Source organism: Sphingopyxis solisilvae (assembly GCF_015475875.1).
GTDB classification, from domain to species: Bacteria; Pseudomonadota; Alphaproteobacteria; order Sphingomonadales; family Sphingomonadaceae; genus Sphingopyxis; species Sphingopyxis solisilvae.
Genome location: NZ_JADKYM010000001.1, coordinates 237,673 through 254,094, shown reverse-complemented (window position 1 = coordinate 254,094; position 16,422 = coordinate 237,673). Strand labels below are relative to the sequence as shown.

21 protein-coding genes are annotated in these 16,422 nt (G+C 63.7%); 4 read left to right on the top strand and 17 right to left on the bottom strand.

Features of this window, described 5'->3' with window-relative positions; all coding sequences use genetic code 11:
• Positions 1–2 precede the first annotated feature (2 nt).
• The 8 genes from queE to IR187_RS01240 all read right to left on the bottom strand — a co-directional run bounded on the left by queE (position 3) and on the right by IR187_RS01240 (position 6,667).
• Positions 3–635 carry a 7-carboxy-7-deazaguanine synthase gene (queE, locus tag IR187_RS01275; RefSeq protein WP_194952893.1) on the bottom strand — a complete coding sequence of 211 codons (633 nt, stop codon included), beginning with the start codon at positions 633–635 and terminating at the stop codon, positions 3–5.
• Positions 636–639: 4 nt separating this feature from the next.
• Positions 640–1,323: a 7-cyano-7-deazaguanine synthase QueC gene (gene queC / locus IR187_RS01270; protein WP_194952892.1), complete on the bottom strand. Its 684-nt coding sequence runs from the start codon at positions 1,321–1,323 to the stop codon at positions 640–642.
• A gap of 182 nt (positions 1,324–1,505) precedes the next feature.
• The gene (locus IR187_RS01265) at positions 1,506–1,910 is read right to left on the bottom strand and encodes a DUF3617 domain-containing protein (RefSeq protein ID WP_194952891.1); all 405 of its coding nucleotides are present in this window, start codon (positions 1,908–1,910) and stop codon (positions 1,506–1,508) included.
• A gap of 114 nt (positions 1,911–2,024) precedes the next feature.
• On the bottom strand, positions 2,025–2,939 hold the full coding sequence (gene hslO / locus IR187_RS01260) for an Hsp33 family molecular chaperone HslO (protein WP_194952890.1): 915 nt from the start codon (positions 2,937–2,939) through the stop codon (positions 2,025–2,027).
• The gene (argF, locus tag IR187_RS01255; RefSeq protein ID WP_194953030.1) at positions 2,936–3,862 is read right to left on the bottom strand and encodes an ornithine carbamoyltransferase; all 927 of its coding nucleotides are present in this window, start codon (positions 3,860–3,862) and stop codon (positions 2,936–2,938) included. The genes hslO and argF overlap by 4 nt, the downstream gene beginning before the upstream one ends.
• Positions 3,859–5,046, bottom strand: a complete 1,188-nt coding sequence (locus tag IR187_RS01250) for an aspartate aminotransferase family protein (RefSeq protein ID WP_194952889.1) — start codon at positions 5,044–5,046, stop codon at positions 3,859–3,861. Before IR187_RS01250 ends, argF begins: the two co-directional genes overlap by 4 nt.
• 104 nt (positions 5,047–5,150) lie before the next feature.
• On the bottom strand, positions 5,151–6,137 hold the full coding sequence (locus IR187_RS01245; protein WP_194952888.1) for an LLM class flavin-dependent oxidoreductase: 987 nt from the start codon (positions 6,135–6,137) through the stop codon (positions 5,151–5,153).
• A gap of 77 nt (positions 6,138–6,214) precedes the next feature.
• The gene (locus IR187_RS01240; RefSeq protein ID WP_194952887.1) at positions 6,215–6,667 is read right to left on the bottom strand and encodes an Lrp/AsnC family transcriptional regulator; all 453 of its coding nucleotides are present in this window, start codon (positions 6,665–6,667) and stop codon (positions 6,215–6,217) included.
• A 73-nt stretch (positions 6,668–6,740) separates the two neighbouring features.
• Here IR187_RS01240 and IR187_RS01235 point away from each other — a divergent pair, with 73 nt between their 5' ends.
• The 3 genes from IR187_RS01235 to IR187_RS01225 all read left to right on the top strand — a co-directional run bounded on the left by IR187_RS01235 (position 6,741) and on the right by IR187_RS01225 (position 8,925).
• The gene (locus tag IR187_RS01235) at positions 6,741–7,331 is read left to right on the top strand and encodes a LysE family translocator (RefSeq protein ID WP_194952886.1); all 591 of its coding nucleotides are present in this window, start codon (positions 6,741–6,743) and stop codon (positions 7,329–7,331) included.
• A gap of 63 nt (positions 7,332–7,394) precedes the next feature.
• Positions 7,395–8,411, top strand: a complete 1,017-nt coding sequence (locus IR187_RS01230) for an aldo/keto reductase (RefSeq protein ID WP_194952885.1) — start codon at positions 7,395–7,397, stop codon at positions 8,409–8,411.
• Positions 8,412–8,472: 61 nt separating this feature from the next.
• The gene (locus tag IR187_RS01225; protein WP_194952884.1) at positions 8,473–8,925 is read left to right on the top strand and encodes a DUF411 domain-containing protein; all 453 of its coding nucleotides are present in this window, start codon (positions 8,473–8,475) and stop codon (positions 8,923–8,925) included.
• A 261-nt stretch (positions 8,926–9,186) separates the two neighbouring features.
• On the opposite strand, the gene IR187_RS01220 is transcribed toward IR187_RS01225, so the two are convergent.
• Positions 9,187–10,059, bottom strand: coding sequence for a dienelactone hydrolase family protein (locus IR187_RS01220; protein ID WP_194952883.1), 873 nt, complete (start codon positions 10,057–10,059; stop codon positions 9,187–9,189).
• Between the two features lie 287 nt (positions 10,060–10,346).
• Positions 10,347–11,018 carry an HAD family hydrolase gene (locus IR187_RS01215; protein WP_194952882.1) on the bottom strand — a complete coding sequence of 224 codons (672 nt, stop codon included), beginning with the start codon at positions 11,016–11,018 and terminating at the stop codon, positions 10,347–10,349.
• A gap of 59 nt (positions 11,019–11,077) precedes the next feature.
• On the opposite strand from IR187_RS01215, the gene IR187_RS01210 reads away from it, so the two are divergent.
• The gene (locus IR187_RS01210) at positions 11,078–11,266 is read left to right on the top strand and encodes a hypothetical protein (protein ID WP_194952881.1); all 189 of its coding nucleotides are present in this window, start codon (positions 11,078–11,080) and stop codon (positions 11,264–11,266) included.
• 8 nt (positions 11,267–11,274) lie between these two features.
• Here IR187_RS01210 and IR187_RS01205 read toward each other — a convergent pair whose 3' ends face one another.
• Genes IR187_RS01205 through glmU form a run of 7 tightly spaced genes read right to left on the bottom strand, consistent with a single transcriptional unit; the run spans position 11,275 to position 16,393 of the window.
• Positions 11,275–11,688, bottom strand: a complete 414-nt coding sequence (locus IR187_RS01205) for a GFA family protein (protein ID WP_194952880.1) — start codon at positions 11,686–11,688, stop codon at positions 11,275–11,277.
• Positions 11,685–13,508 (bottom strand): glutamine--fructose-6-phosphate transaminase (isomerizing), encoded by a 1,824-nt coding sequence (gene glmS, locus IR187_RS01200; protein WP_194952879.1) that lies wholly within the window; start codon positions 13,506–13,508, stop codon positions 11,685–11,687. The genes IR187_RS01205 and glmS overlap by 4 nt, the downstream gene beginning before the upstream one ends.
• Positions 13,509–13,892, bottom strand: a complete 384-nt coding sequence (locus IR187_RS01195) for a type II toxin-antitoxin system VapC family toxin (protein ID WP_194952878.1) — start codon at positions 13,890–13,892, stop codon at positions 13,509–13,511.
• A complete protein-coding gene (locus IR187_RS01190; protein ID WP_194952877.1) occupies positions 13,889–14,161 on the bottom strand; it encodes a ribbon-helix-helix domain-containing protein in 273 nt (90 codons plus the stop codon). The genes IR187_RS01195 and IR187_RS01190 overlap by 4 nt, the downstream gene beginning before the upstream one ends.
• A gap of 30 nt (positions 14,162–14,191) precedes the next feature.
• Positions 14,192–14,506, bottom strand: coding sequence for a hypothetical protein (locus IR187_RS01185; protein ID WP_194952876.1), 315 nt, complete (start codon positions 14,504–14,506; stop codon positions 14,192–14,194).
• On the bottom strand, positions 14,503–15,042 hold the full coding sequence (locus IR187_RS01180) for a GNAT family N-acetyltransferase (protein ID WP_194952875.1): 540 nt from the start codon (positions 15,040–15,042) through the stop codon (positions 14,503–14,505). The genes IR187_RS01185 and IR187_RS01180 overlap by 4 nt, the downstream gene beginning before the upstream one ends.
• 4 nt (positions 15,043–15,046) lie before the next feature.
• Positions 15,047–16,393, bottom strand: a complete 1,347-nt coding sequence (gene glmU / locus IR187_RS01175; RefSeq protein ID WP_228765435.1) for a bifunctional UDP-N-acetylglucosamine diphosphorylase/glucosamine-1-phosphate N-acetyltransferase GlmU — start codon at positions 16,391–16,393, stop codon at positions 15,047–15,049.
• Between the last annotated feature and the right edge of the window lie 29 nt (positions 16,394–16,422).

The window sequence follows — 16,422 nt, the reverse complement described above, 5'->3', positions numbered from 1 at the left end:
CCTTATCGCAGCCCCAGGCTCTTGTGCGTCTGGAGCGACAGCCGCCAGCGCGGGTCGGCCATCACCAGATCGATGCACTGCCGGACATTTTCGGCCGCGTTCGGGTCGTCGAGCGGCTGGACCAGCCGGTGGGTAAAATCGAGCCCCGCCAGCCGTTCGACATCGCTGCCCGGCTGGGGCCAGACCAGTTTCAACTCGTCACCGCTGGTCTGGACCAGCGGGCTGCCGGCCTTGGGACTGACGCAAATCCAGTCGATGCTGCGCGGCACCGCGAAGGTGCCATTGGTTTCGATCGCGATCGTGAAGCCGTGCGCGTGGAGTACGTCAATCAGCGCGGCGTCAACCTGTAACATCGGTTCACCACCGGTCAGCACGACATAGCGATCGTCGCCGCCTTCCCCCCAGCATTCGGCAATCACCACCGCGAGCGCCGCGGCATCCGCATATTTGCCGCCCAGCGTCCCGTCGGTGCCGACAAAATAGGTGTCGCAGAACTTGCAGATCGCCCTGACGCGGTCTTGCTCGCGTCCGGTCCATAAGTTGCAGCCAGCGAAGCGGCAGAACACTGCGCGGCGTCCCGCCTGCGCGCCTTCGCCTTGCAGCGTCAGAAAAATCTCTTTGACGGCGTAGGTCATGCGATCACGCGTAACGCGTCGGATCGGTCAGCCCGGCGTCGGCGAAGCCCTTGCTCCGCAACCGGCAGCTGTCGCAATAACCGCAGTGGAAACCCTCTGGCGTCGGGTCATAACACGACCAGCTCATCGCCGCGTCCATCTTGAGCCGCGCGGCTTCCGCAGCAATGTCGGCCTTGGTCATATGCTGGAGCGGCGCGTGGATGCGGAAATCGACGCCGCGGTCGCCGTCGCGCGTCGCCAACCGCGCGAGCTCCTCAAAGCCGGCGATAAATTCGGGGCGGCAATCGGGGTAGCCCGAATAATCGAGCGCATTGACGCCGATGACGATGTCCTGCGCCTGCCGCGCTTCGGCGAGTCCCAGCGTCAGCGACAGAAAAATGAGGTTGCGCGCCGGAACATAGGTGATCGGGATATCGTCGCCGACTCCGTCCTTGGGCACGTCGATGTCGGCGGTCAGCGCCGAGCCGCCGAACCGGCGCAGGTCGAGCGGCAGCACGATATGCTCCGTCGCACCGACCTCGGCCGCGATCCGCGCTGCGGACTCCAGTTCGACGCGGTGGCGCTGGTTATAGTCGATCGTCAGCGCGACGATACGCGCGCCCGCCTCGCGCGCAAGGCCAGCGCACACCATCGAGTCAAGCCCGCCCGACAAGAGGACGATCAGGGTTTTTCCGGCAACATCTTGCATCGGCGCCCGATACGCCTGCTCCGACAACCGTGCAAGGGGCGCGTGTTGCACCGCACCAAAAGAAACGGGCCGCGCGACGATCGTCACACGGCCCAGGTCGGCATGAAGCCGTTAGGGAGAAGGACACACATCGGTGTGTCACCCGTCCCGTCTACAGGCGAATGGTTAACGAGCGGTTGCCGTCAGCAGGGTCCGGTGCGGCGCGCTTCGATCGACTGCGAGAAAGGCTTGCCGTCGGCGATCCCCTGCGTGTCGATCTGCACCAGCCGGTTGGTTTCGTTGCGAATGCTGGTGCGGCCGTGCCCGGCGCCAGGGCAGGTATAATGAACCGTGACCGACTTGGGCGTGTCTTCGATAATATAGCGCGAGCAGGTTGCGCGCGGATGCTCGATCTGGATCATCCGGCGGGCGTCGCCGACACAGATCGTCTGCAAAACATTGTCCTTGCCGCGCTCGCGCAGCTGCCAGCTGCCCTTTTCGAGCGTGTCGAGCATCGCCAGCGACGGCGCCTGGGCGGGTACCGCGCTCGCCCCTGCCAGCGCAAGCGCTGCAAGCGGCCATCGAAACAGGGGAGAAAAGATCGCCATTGCACCTATCCATCGGACACCCGTTGCGGGCTGATACGCGACCCCGTCCGATGTCAGATAACAACGCCAGCCACGTTTTTCAACCGCCTGGCGCTGGATGAGACCGTTTCGTCGTCAATCCGCCGAAGAAATGCCGTCGAGCGGGATCGGAAAGATGCGCGAACAAAAGGCGCAATCGACGACGATCTGCCCCGCATCGTCAGCCATATCCTGCCGCTCCGCCGCGGGAAACTGTGCCAGGACACCGGCGAAATATTCGGTGCTGCACCGACAACCGCGGGTCACCGGAACGCCCGGATCGACGCGCACTTCATCCTCGTGAAACAGCCGCCAGGCGAGCGTTTCGAGCGAATGCGCGGGATCGGTCAGTTCTTCGTCCTTTAGGGTCGCGGCGATCGTCCGTGCATGTTCCCATTCGGGGTGGTCGTGGCGTGTGTGCAACCGGTCGCGGCCGACTTCTCCTTCGGGCAAATGCTGGAGCAGCAAGCCGCCGGCGACGCATCCCGCCTCATGATCGTGGCGCGCCGCCAGCCGGATAAGGCTGGGGATCTGTTCGGACTGTTCGAAATAATGTTCGGCTGCCTCGCCGATCGAGCTGCCTTCGAGCGGGACGATGCCCTGATAGCGTTCGGCGGTCGTCGACTGGTCAAAGGTGATCGCAAGGAAACCCTCGCCGAACAGCGCGAACAAGGTCGGATCGGGTCCAACCTCCGCCAGCCGCTCGGCGTCAAATTTGAGGTAGCCGCGCAGTTCGCCGGCGCGATAGTCACACACCAGCAGTTCGACCGGCCCGCCGCCGGTCTGCGCCTGCAAGGTCAGCTGGCCATTCTCGTCTTTCAGGGTCGAGCCGAGCAGCACCGTGAGCACCAGCGCTTCGGCCAGCAGCTTTTCGGCGACCGGTGGATAATCATGCGCGCCGATGATGGTGTTCAGGGTCGGACCGAGCCGCACGAAGCGGCCGCGCACATGGCGTTCGGCAATGGTGAACAGCAGCGGCTGGTCGAACCAGGTTTCGACGGTGTCGGTCATAACTTCCCAAGCGCCCATAGCAGGATCGATTTTTGCGCGTGGACGCGGTTCTCTGCCTCGTCCCACACCCGCGACTGCGATCCGTCGATCACCGCGTCGACCACTTCCTCGCCGCGATGCGCGGGCAGGCAGTGCAGGAAGAGCGCGTCGCCCTTTGCCGCGCTCATCAGGCGCTGATCGACCTGATAGGGGGCCATCGCAGCCAGCTTGTTGTGGGCGTGATCCTGCCCCATCGACACCCAGGTGTCGGTGACGACCAGATCGGCGCCCGCAACCGCTTCGCGCGCGTCGCGCAAGATGTCGATCCGCGCGCCCTTGGCGCGCGCCGCTTCGACAAAACCCGCATCGGGTTCATAGCCCTGCGGTACGCCGGCGCGGACATTGAAGCCGAACAATCCCGCCGCCTCGATCAACGATGCCAGCACATTGTTGCCGTCGCCGAGCCAAGCGAGCTCGAGTCCGGGGAGCGCCTTGCCGCTCTCGACGATAGTGAGCAGGTCGGCGACGATCTGGCACGGATGCGACAGGTCGGTCAGGCCGTTGATGACGGGGACGCTGGCATATTCGGCCAGTTCCTCGATCTTGGCATGATCGTCGGTGCGGATCATGATCGCATCGGCATAGCGGGACAGGACGCGCGCGGTGTCGGCGATCGTTTCGCCGCGACCGAGCTGGGTCGTACCCGCGTCGAGGATCATCGGCACCCCGCCGAGCTGGCGGATCGCGATGTCGAACGACGCGCGGGTGCGGGTCGAGTTTTTCTCGAACACCATTGCCAACACATGATCGGCCAGCGGCGCGTCGGCGTCGGGCTTGGCCTTGGGCCAACCGGCGCGTGCCGCCTTGCGGTCGATCGCATCGGCGATCATCGCAGCGACGGCATCGCCGCCCGCATCGGACAGGTTCAGGAAATTGGGCATCAGGACTCGGGCGGCGTATAGCTCGCCGCGCCCGCCGACAGTTTCTCGACGAACTCGTCGATATGGCTTTGTTCGATGTTGAGCGGCGGCAGCACGCGCACGACATTGTCGCCCGCTGCCACCGTGAGCAGGCCATGATTGTCGCGCAGATGCGCAACAAAGGCGCGGCTGTCGGACTTCAGCTTGACGCCCAGCATCAAACCCATGCCGCGAACGCTTTCGAACAGATGGTCGTGGTTCGGGATCAGCTGCTCGAGCGCGCTGCGCAGCCGTTCGCCGGTCGCCTTGACTTGATCGAGGAAACCTTCTTCCAGAACGACGTCGAGCACCGCTTGCCCTGCGGCACACGCCAGCGGGTTGCCGCCATAGGTCGAACCGTGGGTGCCGATAACCATCCCGCGCGCCGCTTTCTCAGTCGCCAGGCACGCCCCCATCGGGAAACCGCCACCGATCCCCTTGGCGCTCGCCATGATGTCAGGCGTCACGCCGAATTCCTGATAGGCATAAAGCGAGCCGGTGCGCGCGACGCCGCACTGGACCTCGTCGAATACGAGCATCAGGTCGCGTTCGTTACAGATGTCACGCAGTCCCTGCAGGAACGGCTGCGATGCAGGGCGAATGCCGCCCTCGCCTTGAATCGGTTCGATCAGGAAGCCCGCGGTATTGTCGTCGACCAGGTCAAGCGCGGCGTTGAGATCGTCGAACGGCGAATAGGCGAAACCGGGCAGCAGCGGGTCGAACCCCTTGCGCAGCTTTTCCTGATTGGTCGCCGAAATCGTCCCGAGCGTGCGGCCGTGGAAGGCGTTGTTGAAGGTGATGAGCGTATGTTTGTGCGCGTTGCCGGCGCTCGAATGATAGGCGCGCGCCGTCTTGATCGCGCATTCGACCGCCTCGGCGCCCGAATTGGTCAGGAACACTGTATCGGCAAAAGTGTTGTCGACGAGGCGCTGGGCATAGGCCTCGCCCTGCGGGCTGCCGTAAAGGTTCGACACGTGCATCAGCGTTGCCGCCTGCTCCTGAATCGCCTTGGTCAGATGCGGATGGCCGTGGCCCAGCAGGTTGACGGCAATGCCGCTGGCAAAGTCCAGATACCGCTCGCCGCGCTCGCCAATCAGATAGGCGCCCTCGCCGCGCACCGGACGCACAGCGCACCGGGGGTAAACGGGCATGAGCGGCGTGATCGACATGGCAGGCACCTTTCAGGCAAAAGTAAAAAGGCGACCCCGCTGGGCCGCCCTTGGTCGGACCGTCCCTATACTGCCGCGCCGCAAGGTGCGTCAACACAGCGCGGTCAGGCACGCTTGGCAGCCTCCATTGTCAGCGCCAGCGAGCGTTTGCGCGCAGAATGGTCGTACATCGACGACGCGATGATAACCTCGTCGACACCGGTGCGCGCAACGAAGGCTTTCAGGCCCGCCGCGATGTCATCGACGGTCCCGACCGCCGAACATTGCAGCACATGGTCGAGGATCGCGCGCGCGTTGGGCGGCAGGCTGTCCTTGTAACCTGCCAGCGGCGGTTTCATCTTGCCAGGATTGCCGGTACGCAGCGCGACGAACGCCTGCTGCTGCGACGATGCCAGCAACTCGGCCTCCTCGCGCGTGTCGGCTGCGAACGCATTGAACGCTGCGGCGGCATAGGGCTCGGCAAGCTGCGCCGACGGCTTGAACTGGCGGCGATAGATGTCGAGCGCTTCGTCGAGCGCGTCGGGCGCGAAATGGCTGGCAAACGCATAGGGCAGCCCCAGCATCGCGGCGAGCTGCGCACCGAACAGACTCGATCCCAATATCCACAGCGGCACATTGGTCCCCTCGCCCGGCACTGCGCGAATGCCGAGCCGGTCGTCACCGGCAAGGAAAGCCTGCAATTCGACGACATCCTGCGGGAATTGTCGCTCGTCGCTCGCCAGGTTGCGGCGGAGCGCACGCGCCACCACGCCGTCCGATCCCGGCGCGCGGCCCAGGCCCAGGTCGATGCGCCCCGGAAACAGCGCGTCCAGCGTCCCGAACTGTTCGGCGATCACCATCGGTGCATGGTTGGGCAGCATGATCCCGCCCGCGCCGATCCGGATCGTCGAGGTCGCCTGCCCGATATGCGCCAATACGACCGCGGTTGCCGCGCTGGCGATCCCCGCCATGCCATGATGTTCGGCGACCCAATAGCGCTGGTAACCGAGCGCCTCGGCATGGCGGGCAAGATCGGCGGCATTGGCAAGCGACTGGGCGATCGTGCCGGTGTCGGTGACGGGCACGAGGTCAAGGAAGGAAAGTTTCGTCATGAAACCGATATGCGGTGGCGGGTGGCGCGGTTCAAGGCACCATCGTCGCCACCGCGAAGGCGGGGGCGACGGCTAATCTAAGCCCGCTCGTCTTTCGTCGACTCCATCACCACATAGGTGCTGATCGAATGCACCTGCGGCAGCACGCCCAGCACTTCGGTGTGAAAATGCTTGTACGCCGCCAGATCCGCGGTCTCGATCCGCAGCAGATATTCGATTGCGCCAGTGACATTGTGGCACTCGCGCACTTCGGGCGCCGCGGCCATCGCCTGTTCGAAATCGGACTGCGCCTTCTTGGTGTGGGTCGACAGTCCGACGGTCACATACGCCATGAAAGCCAGCCCCAGCTTTGCCGGATCGATCGCGGCGCGATAGCCGGTGATTACCCCGCTCCGCTCTAGTTCCTGCACCCGCCGTAAACAGGCCGAAGGCGAAAGCCCGACGCGCTCGGCGAGTTCGAGGTTCGAGATTCGTCCGTCGCAGGACAGTTCGCGCAATATTTTGCGGCTGATATCATCCATCTTGCTCATAGATTGCATCCAGTACGCAATTTTTGCGATTCTTTGCAACCCGCACCGTCCAGATGCCGATTATGTTGCGTCCATGAGTCAGACCACCCTCGCCGCGCTCGCCGCCTTCGCGCTCGTTTCGTCGATCACGCCGGGGCCGAACAATATGATGCTGATGGCGTCGGGGGCCAATTTTGGGCTCCGCCGCACGGTGCCGCACGCGCTCGGCGTCGGCATCGGGTTTACTTTGATGATCGTGCTGGTCGGCGTCGGGTTGATGGGACTGTTCGACCTGTTTCCAGTGCTGAACCTCGTGCTCAATGTGGTGAGCGTCGCTTATCTCCTGTGGCTGGCGTGGAAGATCGCCAACGCGGCGGCGCCCGATACGGAAGGCGGCACGCGCGGCAAGCCGATGACTTTTGTCCAGGCCATGCTGTTCCAGTGGGTCAATCCAAAGGCCTGGTCGATGGCGCTGACCGCGATTGCGCTTTATGCGCCCGACCGCAATCTGGGCGCGGTGCTGCTCGTCGCCGTGATCTTTGGCCTGATCAACCTGCCCTCGACCAGCCTGTGGGCGGTGATGGGTCAGGTGCTGCGCGGCTGGCTGTCCAGCCCGGCACGGCTGCGCGCGTTTAACTGGACGATGGCGATGCTGCTCGTCGGATCGCTCGCGCTGCTGATCTGATTGCAAGGTTGCATCCCGCAACCTAAAGACGGCGCTCCCCTCTTCTGACCGGAGAACAGAGCCATGCAGAGTCGCCGTCTTGGCAAGAGCGCCATCCATGTGTCCGACATCTGCATGGGGACGATGACCTTTGGCAGCCAGACCGACGAGGCCGCGGCGTTCCGCATCCTCGATCGTTGCTTTGAGGCCGGGATCAACTTCTACGATACCGCCGAGGGTTATCCGGTGCCACCCGACATCAAATGGGTCGGCCGCACCGAAGAGATCGTCGGGCGCTGGCTGAAGACCAAGCCGCGCGACGCGATCATCCTGGCCACCAAGGTGTCGGGGCCGAGCCATGTGTGGTTCAAATCGCCATGCCGAGGCGGCATGACCGCGCTCGACCGCAAGAATATCTTCCAGGCGATCGACGACAGCCTGACGCGGCTGCAAACCGACTATGTCGACCTCTACCAGACGCACTGGCCTGACCATGATGCGCCTTATGACGAGGTGATGGACGCGCTCGACGAGCTGGTCCGCGTCGGCAAGGTCCGCATCCTCGGCTGCTCGAACGAAACGAGCTGGGGGCTGATGAAATCGCTTGCGGCGTCGGAACAGCTGGGCGTAGCGCGCTATCACACCATCCAGAATAATTTCAGCCTCAACAACCGCCGTTTCGAGGATGAGCTGAAACAGGTGTGTCGCCAGGAAGGCGTCAGCCTGATCCCCTATTCGCCGCTCGCCGGCGGGGTGCTCTCGGGCAAATATCAGGGCGGTGCGACACCCGAGGGCGCGCGCTTCTCGCGCTATCTGAAGATGGAGGGGCGGCAGGCCGCGATGGGCCAGCGCTTCGTCAACGAGAAGAGCCTTGCCGCGACCGCGCGCTATTTGCAGATCGCCGAAGACGCCGGGCTGCACCCGGTCACGATGGCGACCGCCTGGTCGAAACAGCATGACTTCGTCGCCTCGACGATCGTCGGGGTCAGCGCCGATGACCAGCTCCAGCCGATCCTCGATGCGATGGATCTGGTGCTGAGCGACGAGGTGATGACGGCATTGCATAAAGTGAGCAAAGACATCCTTTATCCAATGGGCTGAACCGCTTGTGCGGCGCGCCGCGGCTGCTACTCTTCGTTCGAATTCAGCAAGGAACCCTGCCATGTCCCCCGCCCGCCGCTTCTTCTTCGCCCTCGCGGCCTTCTCTGCCACCATCGGTGGCGCCCACGCTGCCAATCCGACGATGTTCCGCGACGCGGGCTGCGGCTGCTGCCTCAAATGGTTGGAACAGGTCAAAGCGTCGTTCGGGCAGAAGGCGGTGATCGTCAATTCGGCCGACATGGCGGCGATCAAGGACAAGCAGGGCGTGCCGCAGGCGCTGCGCAGCTGTCACACCGTGCTCGTCGGCGGCTATGTGATCGAGGACCATGTCCCCGCCAAAGAAATCGCTCGCCTGCTCCGCGAAAAGCCCAAGGGCGTCAAAGGCCTCGCGGTTGCAGGGATGCCGATGGGGTCGCCGGGGATGGAGCACGGCGACCACCGTGAGGCGTATAAGGTCATGACCTTCGGGAGCGGCGGTCATCGCGTTTATGCGAGCTACGCTGCGAGCCGCTGACCTTTAGTCGCCACCTCCTCCGCCGTCCCCACCGCCGCAACTTCCCTCACTGCCGCCCCAATCGGCGGCGTTAGCATCGCGCCCATGTGCAGGACTGTCATCGCCAACAACCATCGAAGTTGAATACCCGGAATCGCCACCATAACGTGTCTTTTGACGCCGGAAATCCTGGAGACGGATAGATCCAATCACCAACAGTGCAGCTAAAAATAGGCCAACCGCTATCCACAACATTGTGCTGCCTCCTTCAACTGCGGCGCTCTATGTTAGTTCAGCTTTGAACAGTTCCAGCATTCGTCCCCACGCCTTTTCGGCCGCCGCCTCATTATACGCACGGCCATCGGGCGGACACCAACCGTGCATCGCGCCTGCATACACCTCGACCTCGTGCCATTGCTTGCGCGGTTCCAGCACCGCTTTGAGCAAGACCTTTTCGTTCGGCGCTTCCTTGTCGTCATTGTCGGCGATCGCGAACAGATAGCCCGCTCGCGTGCCGGGGATCAGCAAATGCGGGCTGTCGGGTTTGTCGGTGCCGACCCCGCCGCCATGGAAGCTTGCTGCCGCACCGACCCGATCGGGTTTCAACGCCGCGGTGTAGATCGTCATCGGGCCGCCCATGCAGTAACCGGTCGTGGCAAGCTTGCGCGTCTTGTCGACCTCTTTCTGCACATCGAGGAAGGCGATATGCGCCGCGGCGTCGGTATCGACCAGCGTTTTTGTCAGCAGCTTGAGATAGCCGAAGAGCTTCTCGCGCACCGCAGGAACGCCCCAGTTGTTTTCGGCATCGACGACCGGCGCTTTTTGCCAGCGGTAGAAGGGATTGACGCACAGCACCGCATAGCCCTCGCCCGCCAGGCGGTCGGCCATCTGGCGAAAGGCGGGGCGAAGCCCGCGGATGTCGGGCCACATCAGCACGCCGGGATGCTTCCCATCGGCGGGTGCCACGAAATAGGCATCGCAGACGCCGTCGGCGGTGGTGATTGTGACGTCGCGGCCCTTCACCGGCTTGCCCGCCATCGCGCGCGACGGTAGCGCCGCGATCAGCGCGCCCGCACCCGCAAGCGCGGCAAAGCTGCGGCGCGCGACGGGCATTCCGGCGCGGTCGCGATCGGCTTCCATTTTTTCGGTACACATCGGGGCTCTCTCCTTGGGGATTCGTCGGAAAGTGGCAGAAAACTGCGCAACTTCACTCGCGATTCACATTTTCGTCCCGTGTTCGGGGTCGAAGCACATGTCAGGCTAATCCAGCCGGATTTTGTAGGACAGCGTTTTTTTGCTGCAAATATCCTCCCTGTGGCGAAGCCATGGGGAGGTGGTAGCGCGAGGCGCTGACGGAGGGCCTTCGGCGCTATCGTCGCTATGCCCCTCCACCATTCGCTTCGCGAACGGTCCCCCTCCCCATGGCTTCGCCACGGGGAGGATTATCGTGCGACGAATGTCAGTGCCCCGATCTCACCAAAGGTCAGCGCCACATGATGCACCCCGACGGCGCGCAACATCTCGCCATGCGCGGCGCGATCAACGATATGCCCCGCACCGCAAAAGCCGACCACGGTCATCCCCGCGGCCAGCGCCGCCTGCGCCCCAGTCGGCGAGTCTTCGATCGCCAGGCACCGTGCAGGATCGACGCCCAGCCCCTTGGCGGCGGCGAGGTAGATGTCGGGAAACGGCTTGCCGCGCTCCCAGCCGTCGGCGCTGTGCACATGATCGCCGAAATGATGCCCCAGCCCGAATAAGCCGAGAGCCCAACCAATATATTCGGCGCGGCTCGACGACGCGATCGCGCGCGGCAGCGGGCCCAGCGTCGCGAGGAAATCGGCGGCGCCGGGGACCGCGTCAAGCCCCTCCATGAACCGGCCCCGCGCGCGCTCGCGATGCAGCTCGCGAAAATCGGCGGGCAGCGCCCGCCCGAAGCGCGCCTCGATCCGCCGCTGTGTCTCCTGCCAGTTGTGGCCATAATTGTCGCGCAGGCACTCGTCATAGGTCGACGGCATCCCGGCCGCGGTCAGGCTTTCGGCGAGCGACTGGTTCGCGCGCACCTCGCTGTCGGCAATCACACCGTCGAAATCGAAAATGATCGCGGCGAAGCTCATCAGAATCCTACAATCTTCATACTTCGTACCTAGAGCCCGGGCGAACAGGAGACATCGGCATGAAATTCATCGAACTCAAGTCGCGCGGCGGCAATTATCTGGTCGTCGCCGAAAATGTCGCCTGGCTCCGCGACTATGAAAATGGCCAGACCCAGGTCGGCATGGTCGGAGGCGCACCACTGCTGGTCGCCGGCAAGATCGAGGATGTCGCGGAGTCGATTCTGGCCCAGGCGAACGCGGCGGCGTAACCGCCCATTCAGGGCATAACCGCCGCGTCGCGGACAAAGCCCCACGGCCCCTCACCCGACCAGCCGCGCCCATCGGGAAAGCTGAGCTTCAACCCGCTGAGCTGCACCGGATCGAACAGCCGCATGTTGACGCCCATCATATCGACCTCCCCGCCCATTCGCTCGATCAGCCCCGCGGTCGCCGACCAGTGCGTCACGCAGCCGCAGGTCGCGCAAAAATGCAGGTCCGAATTGGGGTTTGCACGGTCGGCGCGATTATAGGTCCGCGTCTTTCCTTCGATCACGACATCACGCGGCGAGTAATAGGCCCAGAGGATGCCGTGCGAGAAGCAGAGCGAGCAATTGCATTCGGCGATTTCTTCGGGCGCCTTGGCAAGCCTCACCGAGACAGCGCCGCAGTGGCAGGTGGTGTCCCAGCTCACTCCACCGTCACCGACTTCGCCAGATTGCGCGGCTGATCCACGTCCGTCCCTTTCGCCACCGCCACATGGTACGCGAGCAGCTGCACCGGCACCGCATACACCAGCGGCGCGATGAGCGGGTGGACCTTGGGCATTTCGATCGTTGCCATGCAGCCATCGCCTGCTTCGGCGATGCCGTCGGCGTCCGAAATCAGCACGACCTTGCCGCCGCGCGCCATCACTTCGTGCATGTTGCTGACGGTCTTTTCGAACAGCGGGCCGCTGGGCGCGAGGACGATGACCGGGACCGATTCGTCGATCAGCGCGATCGGGCCGTGCTTCATTTCGCCCGAGGCGTAGCCCTCGGCGTGGATGTACGAGATTTCCTTGAGCTTGAGCGCGCCCTCCATCGCCAGCGGATAGTCGGGGCCGCGGCCGAGGTAGAGCACGTCGCGCGCCGGGGCGATTAGATGCGCCATCGCAGCAATGTCGTCGTCGTGGCTCAGCGCCGCGTTGAGCGCGGCGGGCGCCTCGATCAGATGTTTGACGATCTCATGCTCCTCGTCGGCGCTGAGCTTGCCCTTTTTGAGCGCGAGGTGGGCGGCGAGCGCGGCGAGCACCGCGAGCTGGCAGGTAAAGGCCTTGGTCGAGGCGACACCGATTTCGGGACCGGCGTGGGTCGGCAACAGCAGATCGGCCTCGCGCGCCATGCTGCTGGTCGGGACGTTGACGACGACCGCAATCGTCTGCCCGTTCGCCTTGCAGTGACGCAGCGCCGCGAGCGTGTCCGCGGTCTCGCCCGATTGCGAGATGAACAGCGCGAGCCCGCCGGGTTGCAGCACCGGGTCGCGGTAGCGGAACTCGCTGGCGACATCGATGTCGACGGGGACGCGGGCAAAGGTTTCGAACCAATATTTGGCAACCATCCCGGCATAGAAACTGGTGCCGCACGCGACGATGGTGATGCGGTCGATCGCCGACAGGTCAAAATCCATCTGCGGCAACGCGACGGTCTGTTCGAGCGGGCGGATGTAGGAGGAGAGCGTCTGCGCGACGACGGTCGGCTGCTCGAAAATCTCCTTCTGCATGAAGTGGCGGTAATTGCCCTTTTCGACCGCCGCGGCGGTGACGCCGCTGGTCGTGATTTCGCGCGTTACCGGGTTGTTCGCGCTGTCGTAAATCTGCGCGCCGTCGCGGGTGATGACGACCCAGTCACCCTCGTCGAGATAGGCGATCTTCTGCGTCAGCGGCGCGAGCGCGAGCGCGTCGCTGCCGAGATAGGTCTCGCCTTCGCCATAACCGACGACGAGCGGCGAACCGAGCCGCGCGCCGATGAGCAGGTCGGGATGCTGGCGAAAGGCGATGGCGAGCGCGAAGGCGCCGCGGAGCTGCGGCAGCACCGCCTGCACCGCTTCCTGCGGCGACTTGCCCGCCTCGACCTGTTCGCTCACCAGATGCGCGACGACCTCGGTATCGGTCTCGCTCTCGAAGCTGCGGCCGCGCGCCTGCAACGCTTCGCGCAGCGGCTTGAAATTTTCGATGATGCCGTTGTGGACCAGCGCGACCTCGCCCGTCGCATGCGGGTGCGCATTGCTCGTCGTCGGCGCACCGTGGGTGGCCCAGCGCGTGTGCGCGATGCCGACGGTGCCGGAGGCGGGATTGCCCGCGAGTTCCTTGACCAGATTGGCCAGCTTGCCCTCGGCGCGGCGGCGGATCAGCTGGCCATCCTGCACGGTGCAGACGCCTGCGCTGTCATAGCCGCGATATTCCATCCGCTTCAGCCCGTCGACGAGGCGATCGGCGACCTGGTCCTTGCCGATAATTCCGATAATTCCGCACATTTATTTTGCCTTTGATCCGACTTTGTAGGGGACGCGGATGCCGGGCATTTCTGCCGGGAAATCCTTTGTATTTCTTGTCACGAGAATACGGCCAGAAACCTGTGCCGAAGCAAGGATGATGGCATCGGGCGATTTCAGTGACTTGCGTTGATGGCGAAGCGCCGCCGCCCGTCGGGCGATTTCTTCATCGATTTCGCTCATCGCAAAGAGACGCAGAAACTCCTCCGTCTCAGTCGCCGCGCTGTCGGGAACGCCCGACATAACCTCGATCCATGTCATCCTGCTGATCCATGCGCGGGTGACGTTACGCACCTCGGCCCATGCTGCAGGGCGATCGTGCAGCATATCAATGACGATATTGGTATCGAAAAAGCGCTCGCTCACGCGGCGCTGCGTTTCTTTTTGGGTGGCGCGATGTCGCCGACATCGGGCCATTCGTCACGCAACTGGCGTTCATATTCCAGACCATCGACGCGCGAACCGTGCCGTTCCCACAAGCCGAAATATTTCTCGAAGCCTTGTTTGGAACCGGCATCGAGATAATTCTGGATGGCTTCCCGCAAAACAGCCGCGCGCGATTTGCCGTCACGTCGCGCAATGGCGTCGAGCCGTTTCACGTCTTCGTCCGGAACCTCGGTAAGTATGCGAGTCATGATATACTGATATCATATCATGATATCATGTCAAGCTTTCTGGAGATTCCTGTCGACGAAAAGATAGGCGAATTGCACCGGATCGGGCGCAGCACCGTTGCCTTCTTCAAAGCGCGCCTTACCGTCAGTCCAGATCTTGCGGATCTGCGCGGGCAGTTCGGGGCCGAATTTCATCTGCTGTTGGACGATCTGTTCCCAGCTGCCCTTCAAGCCAAAGCTTTGCTCGAGCTGCGGCACCATCGCCTTGCAATAGGTTTCGGTCTCGGGATCCAGGTGTCCGATCGCTTTCAGCACCCAGGCGTCGACAAAGCGCAGGAACGGCTTGTCGGTATAGCGGTCGGTCACGGCTTTTTCTCCATTATCCATTCGTCGCGCAGCAAGCCATAAATCAGCGAATCGCGCACGCCGATATGCGTTTCCCATTCGCCGCGCAGACGGCCTTCATATTGAAAGCCGAGCCGTTCGAGCAGGGCGATCGATCCGCTGTTCTCCGGATCGGTATCGGCAAAGATGCGTCGCAGCTTCAGTTCGGCAAAACCATAGTCGATGACGCGCGCCACGGCTTCGCGCGCGATCCCGCCGCGCCAATGGTCGCGGTGCAGGATGTAGCCGATTTCTTTCACATCGGGCTTGGCGTCGATCAGGATCACCCAGCCGATCGCGACATCGTCGTGCGGGGTGATCGCCCAGCAGGCGAAGCCCTGCCCTTCGGCGGCGTTCGATGCGACATAGTCGGCGGTTTCGGCGAGCGACTGATGCGGGCCGCTCGACCACCATTGCATCACTTCGGGGTCGGATAGCACCGGGAACAGCGCGGGTGCGTCGTCCGGGCGGATCTGGCGCAGCACCAGCCGCGGCGTGGTCAGCGTCGGCAACGGCATGGCGCTATTTGCCTGATTTTTTCTTGCGCATCGCGTCGTGAAAACGGTCGGCCCAGCCCGGCTTGACCAGCTGCTCGGCGCGGACCATGCGCAGGTCGCCTGCGGCGACGTCGCGTGACACCGCGCTGCCGGCAGCCACAATCGCGTCGCGGCCGATGGTGACGGGGGCGATCAGCGCGCTGTTGCTGCCGATGAAGGCGTTTTCGCCGATCACCGTCTGATATTTGAAATAGCCGTCATAGTTGCAGGTGATGGTACCCGCGCCGATGTTCGCGCCAGCGCCTACGGTGACGTCGCCGAGGTAGGTGAGGTGGTTCGCCTTGGCGCCCTGGCCCAGCACCGCTTTTTTGGTTTCGACGAAGTTTCCGATCTTGGCCTTTTCGCCCAGCACCGTGCCGGGGCGCAGCCGCGCAAAGGGGCCGACTTCGCAGCCGGTGCCGATCGTGGTGCCCTCGATATGGCAATTGGCGCGGATTTTCACATTGCCTGCCACGGTGACGCCGGGGCCGAAGAAGACATTGGGTTCGATCAGCACGTCGCGACCCAGCTGCGTGTCCCAGGCGAACCACACTGTGTCGGGCGCGATCAGGCTGGCGCCTTCGGCCATCGCCTGCACCCGCCGCCGCGCCTGCCATTCGCTCTCCATCGCAGCAAGTTCGCCGCGGCTGTTGATCCCGGCGACGTCATAGGGGTCGGTGACGACCACCGCACAATGCCGCCCGTCCGCATTGGCGATATTGACGATATCGACGAGGTAAAATTCCTTTGCCGCATTGTCGTCGGTGACGCGCGCCAGCAAGGCGAAGAGGTCCGCCGATTTCGCCGCCATCAGCCCCGAATTACATAGCCGGACTGCACGCTCGGCGTCGGTCGCGTCCTTATGCTCGACCATCTTGGTCACGCGGTCGCCTTCAGTGATGACGCGGCCGTATTGCTGCGCATCGGCGGGCTCGAACGCGAGCACCACGACCGCGGGCGCGTCGGGGGCATTGAGCCGGTCGATCATCGCCTGCATCGTCGCGGTGGGAACGAACGGCACGTCGCCATAGAGGATCAGGACATCGCCGTCGAAACCCGCGAGTGCGCCTTCCGCCTGCTGCACCGCATGGCCGGTGCCGAGCTGCGGATCCTGCACCGCAAGATCGGCGGTGCCGCCGAGCGCGGCTTCGAGCTGATCGGCCTTGTCGCCGACAATCACCACCTTCTTCGCGGGGTTCAGCGCGTCGACGCTGGCCATCAGGTGCAGCAGCATCGGTCGCCCGGCGATCGGGTGCAGCACCTTGTGCAGGTCGGATTTCATGCGGGTCCCCTTGCCCGCGGCAAGGACGATAGCGGCGATTGGATTGCTCATGCGCGCTGCCATGCCAGCAAATCATTGCG

Coding starts and splice junctions, on each gene's coding strand:
- IR187_RS01220 (WP_194952883.1), bottom strand. CDS start 10,059: ATGTGTACCGAAAAAATGGAAGCCGATCGCGACCGCGCCGGAATGCCC.
- IR187_RS01245 (WP_194952888.1), bottom strand. CDS start 6,137: ATGACGAAACTTTCCTTCCTTGACCTCGTGCCCGTCACCGACACCGGC.
- IR187_RS01235 (WP_194952886.1), top strand. CDS start 6,741: ATGAGTCAGACCACCCTCGCCGCGCTCGCCGCCTTCGCGCTCGTTTCG.
- IR187_RS01180 (WP_194952875.1), bottom strand. CDS start 15,042: ATGCCGTTGCCGACGCTGACCACGCCGCGGCTGGTGCTGCGCCAGATC.
- hslO (WP_194952890.1), bottom strand. CDS start 2,939: ATGACCGACACCGTCGAAACCTGGTTCGACCAGCCGCTGCTGTTCACC.
- IR187_RS01210 (WP_194952881.1), top strand. CDS start 11,078: ATGAAATTCATCGAACTCAAGTCGCGCGGCGGCAATTATCTGGTCGTC.
- IR187_RS01215 (WP_194952882.1), bottom strand. CDS start 11,018: ATGAGCTTCGCCGCGATCATTTTCGATTTCGACGGTGTGATTGCCGAC.
- glmU (WP_228765435.1), bottom strand. CDS start 16,393: ATGAGCAATCCAATCGCCGCTATCGTCCTTGCCGCGGGCAAGGGGACC.
- IR187_RS01190 (WP_194952877.1), bottom strand. CDS start 14,161: ATGACTCGCATACTTACCGAGGTTCCGGACGAAGACGTGAAACGGCTC.
- IR187_RS01250 (WP_194952889.1), bottom strand. CDS start 5,046: ATGTCGATCACGCCGCTCATGCCCGTTTACCCCCGGTGCGCTGTGCGT.
- IR187_RS01230 (WP_194952885.1), top strand. CDS start 7,395: ATGCAGAGTCGCCGTCTTGGCAAGAGCGCCATCCATGTGTCCGACATC.
- glmS (WP_194952879.1), bottom strand. CDS start 13,508: ATGTGCGGAATTATCGGAATTATCGGCAAGGACCAGGTCGCCGATCGC.
- queC (WP_194952892.1), bottom strand. CDS start 1,323: ATGCAAGATGTTGCCGGAAAAACCCTGATCGTCCTCTTGTCGGGCGGG.
- IR187_RS01240 (WP_194952887.1), bottom strand. CDS start 6,667: ATGAGCAAGATGGATGATATCAGCCGCAAAATATTGCGCGAACTGTCC.
- queE (WP_194952893.1), bottom strand. CDS start 635: ATGACCTACGCCGTCAAAGAGATTTTTCTGACGCTGCAAGGCGAAGGC.
- IR187_RS01225 (WP_194952884.1), top strand. CDS start 8,473: ATGTCCCCCGCCCGCCGCTTCTTCTTCGCCCTCGCGGCCTTCTCTGCC.
- IR187_RS01265 (WP_194952891.1), bottom strand. CDS start 1,910: ATGGCGATCTTTTCTCCCCTGTTTCGATGGCCGCTTGCAGCGCTTGCG.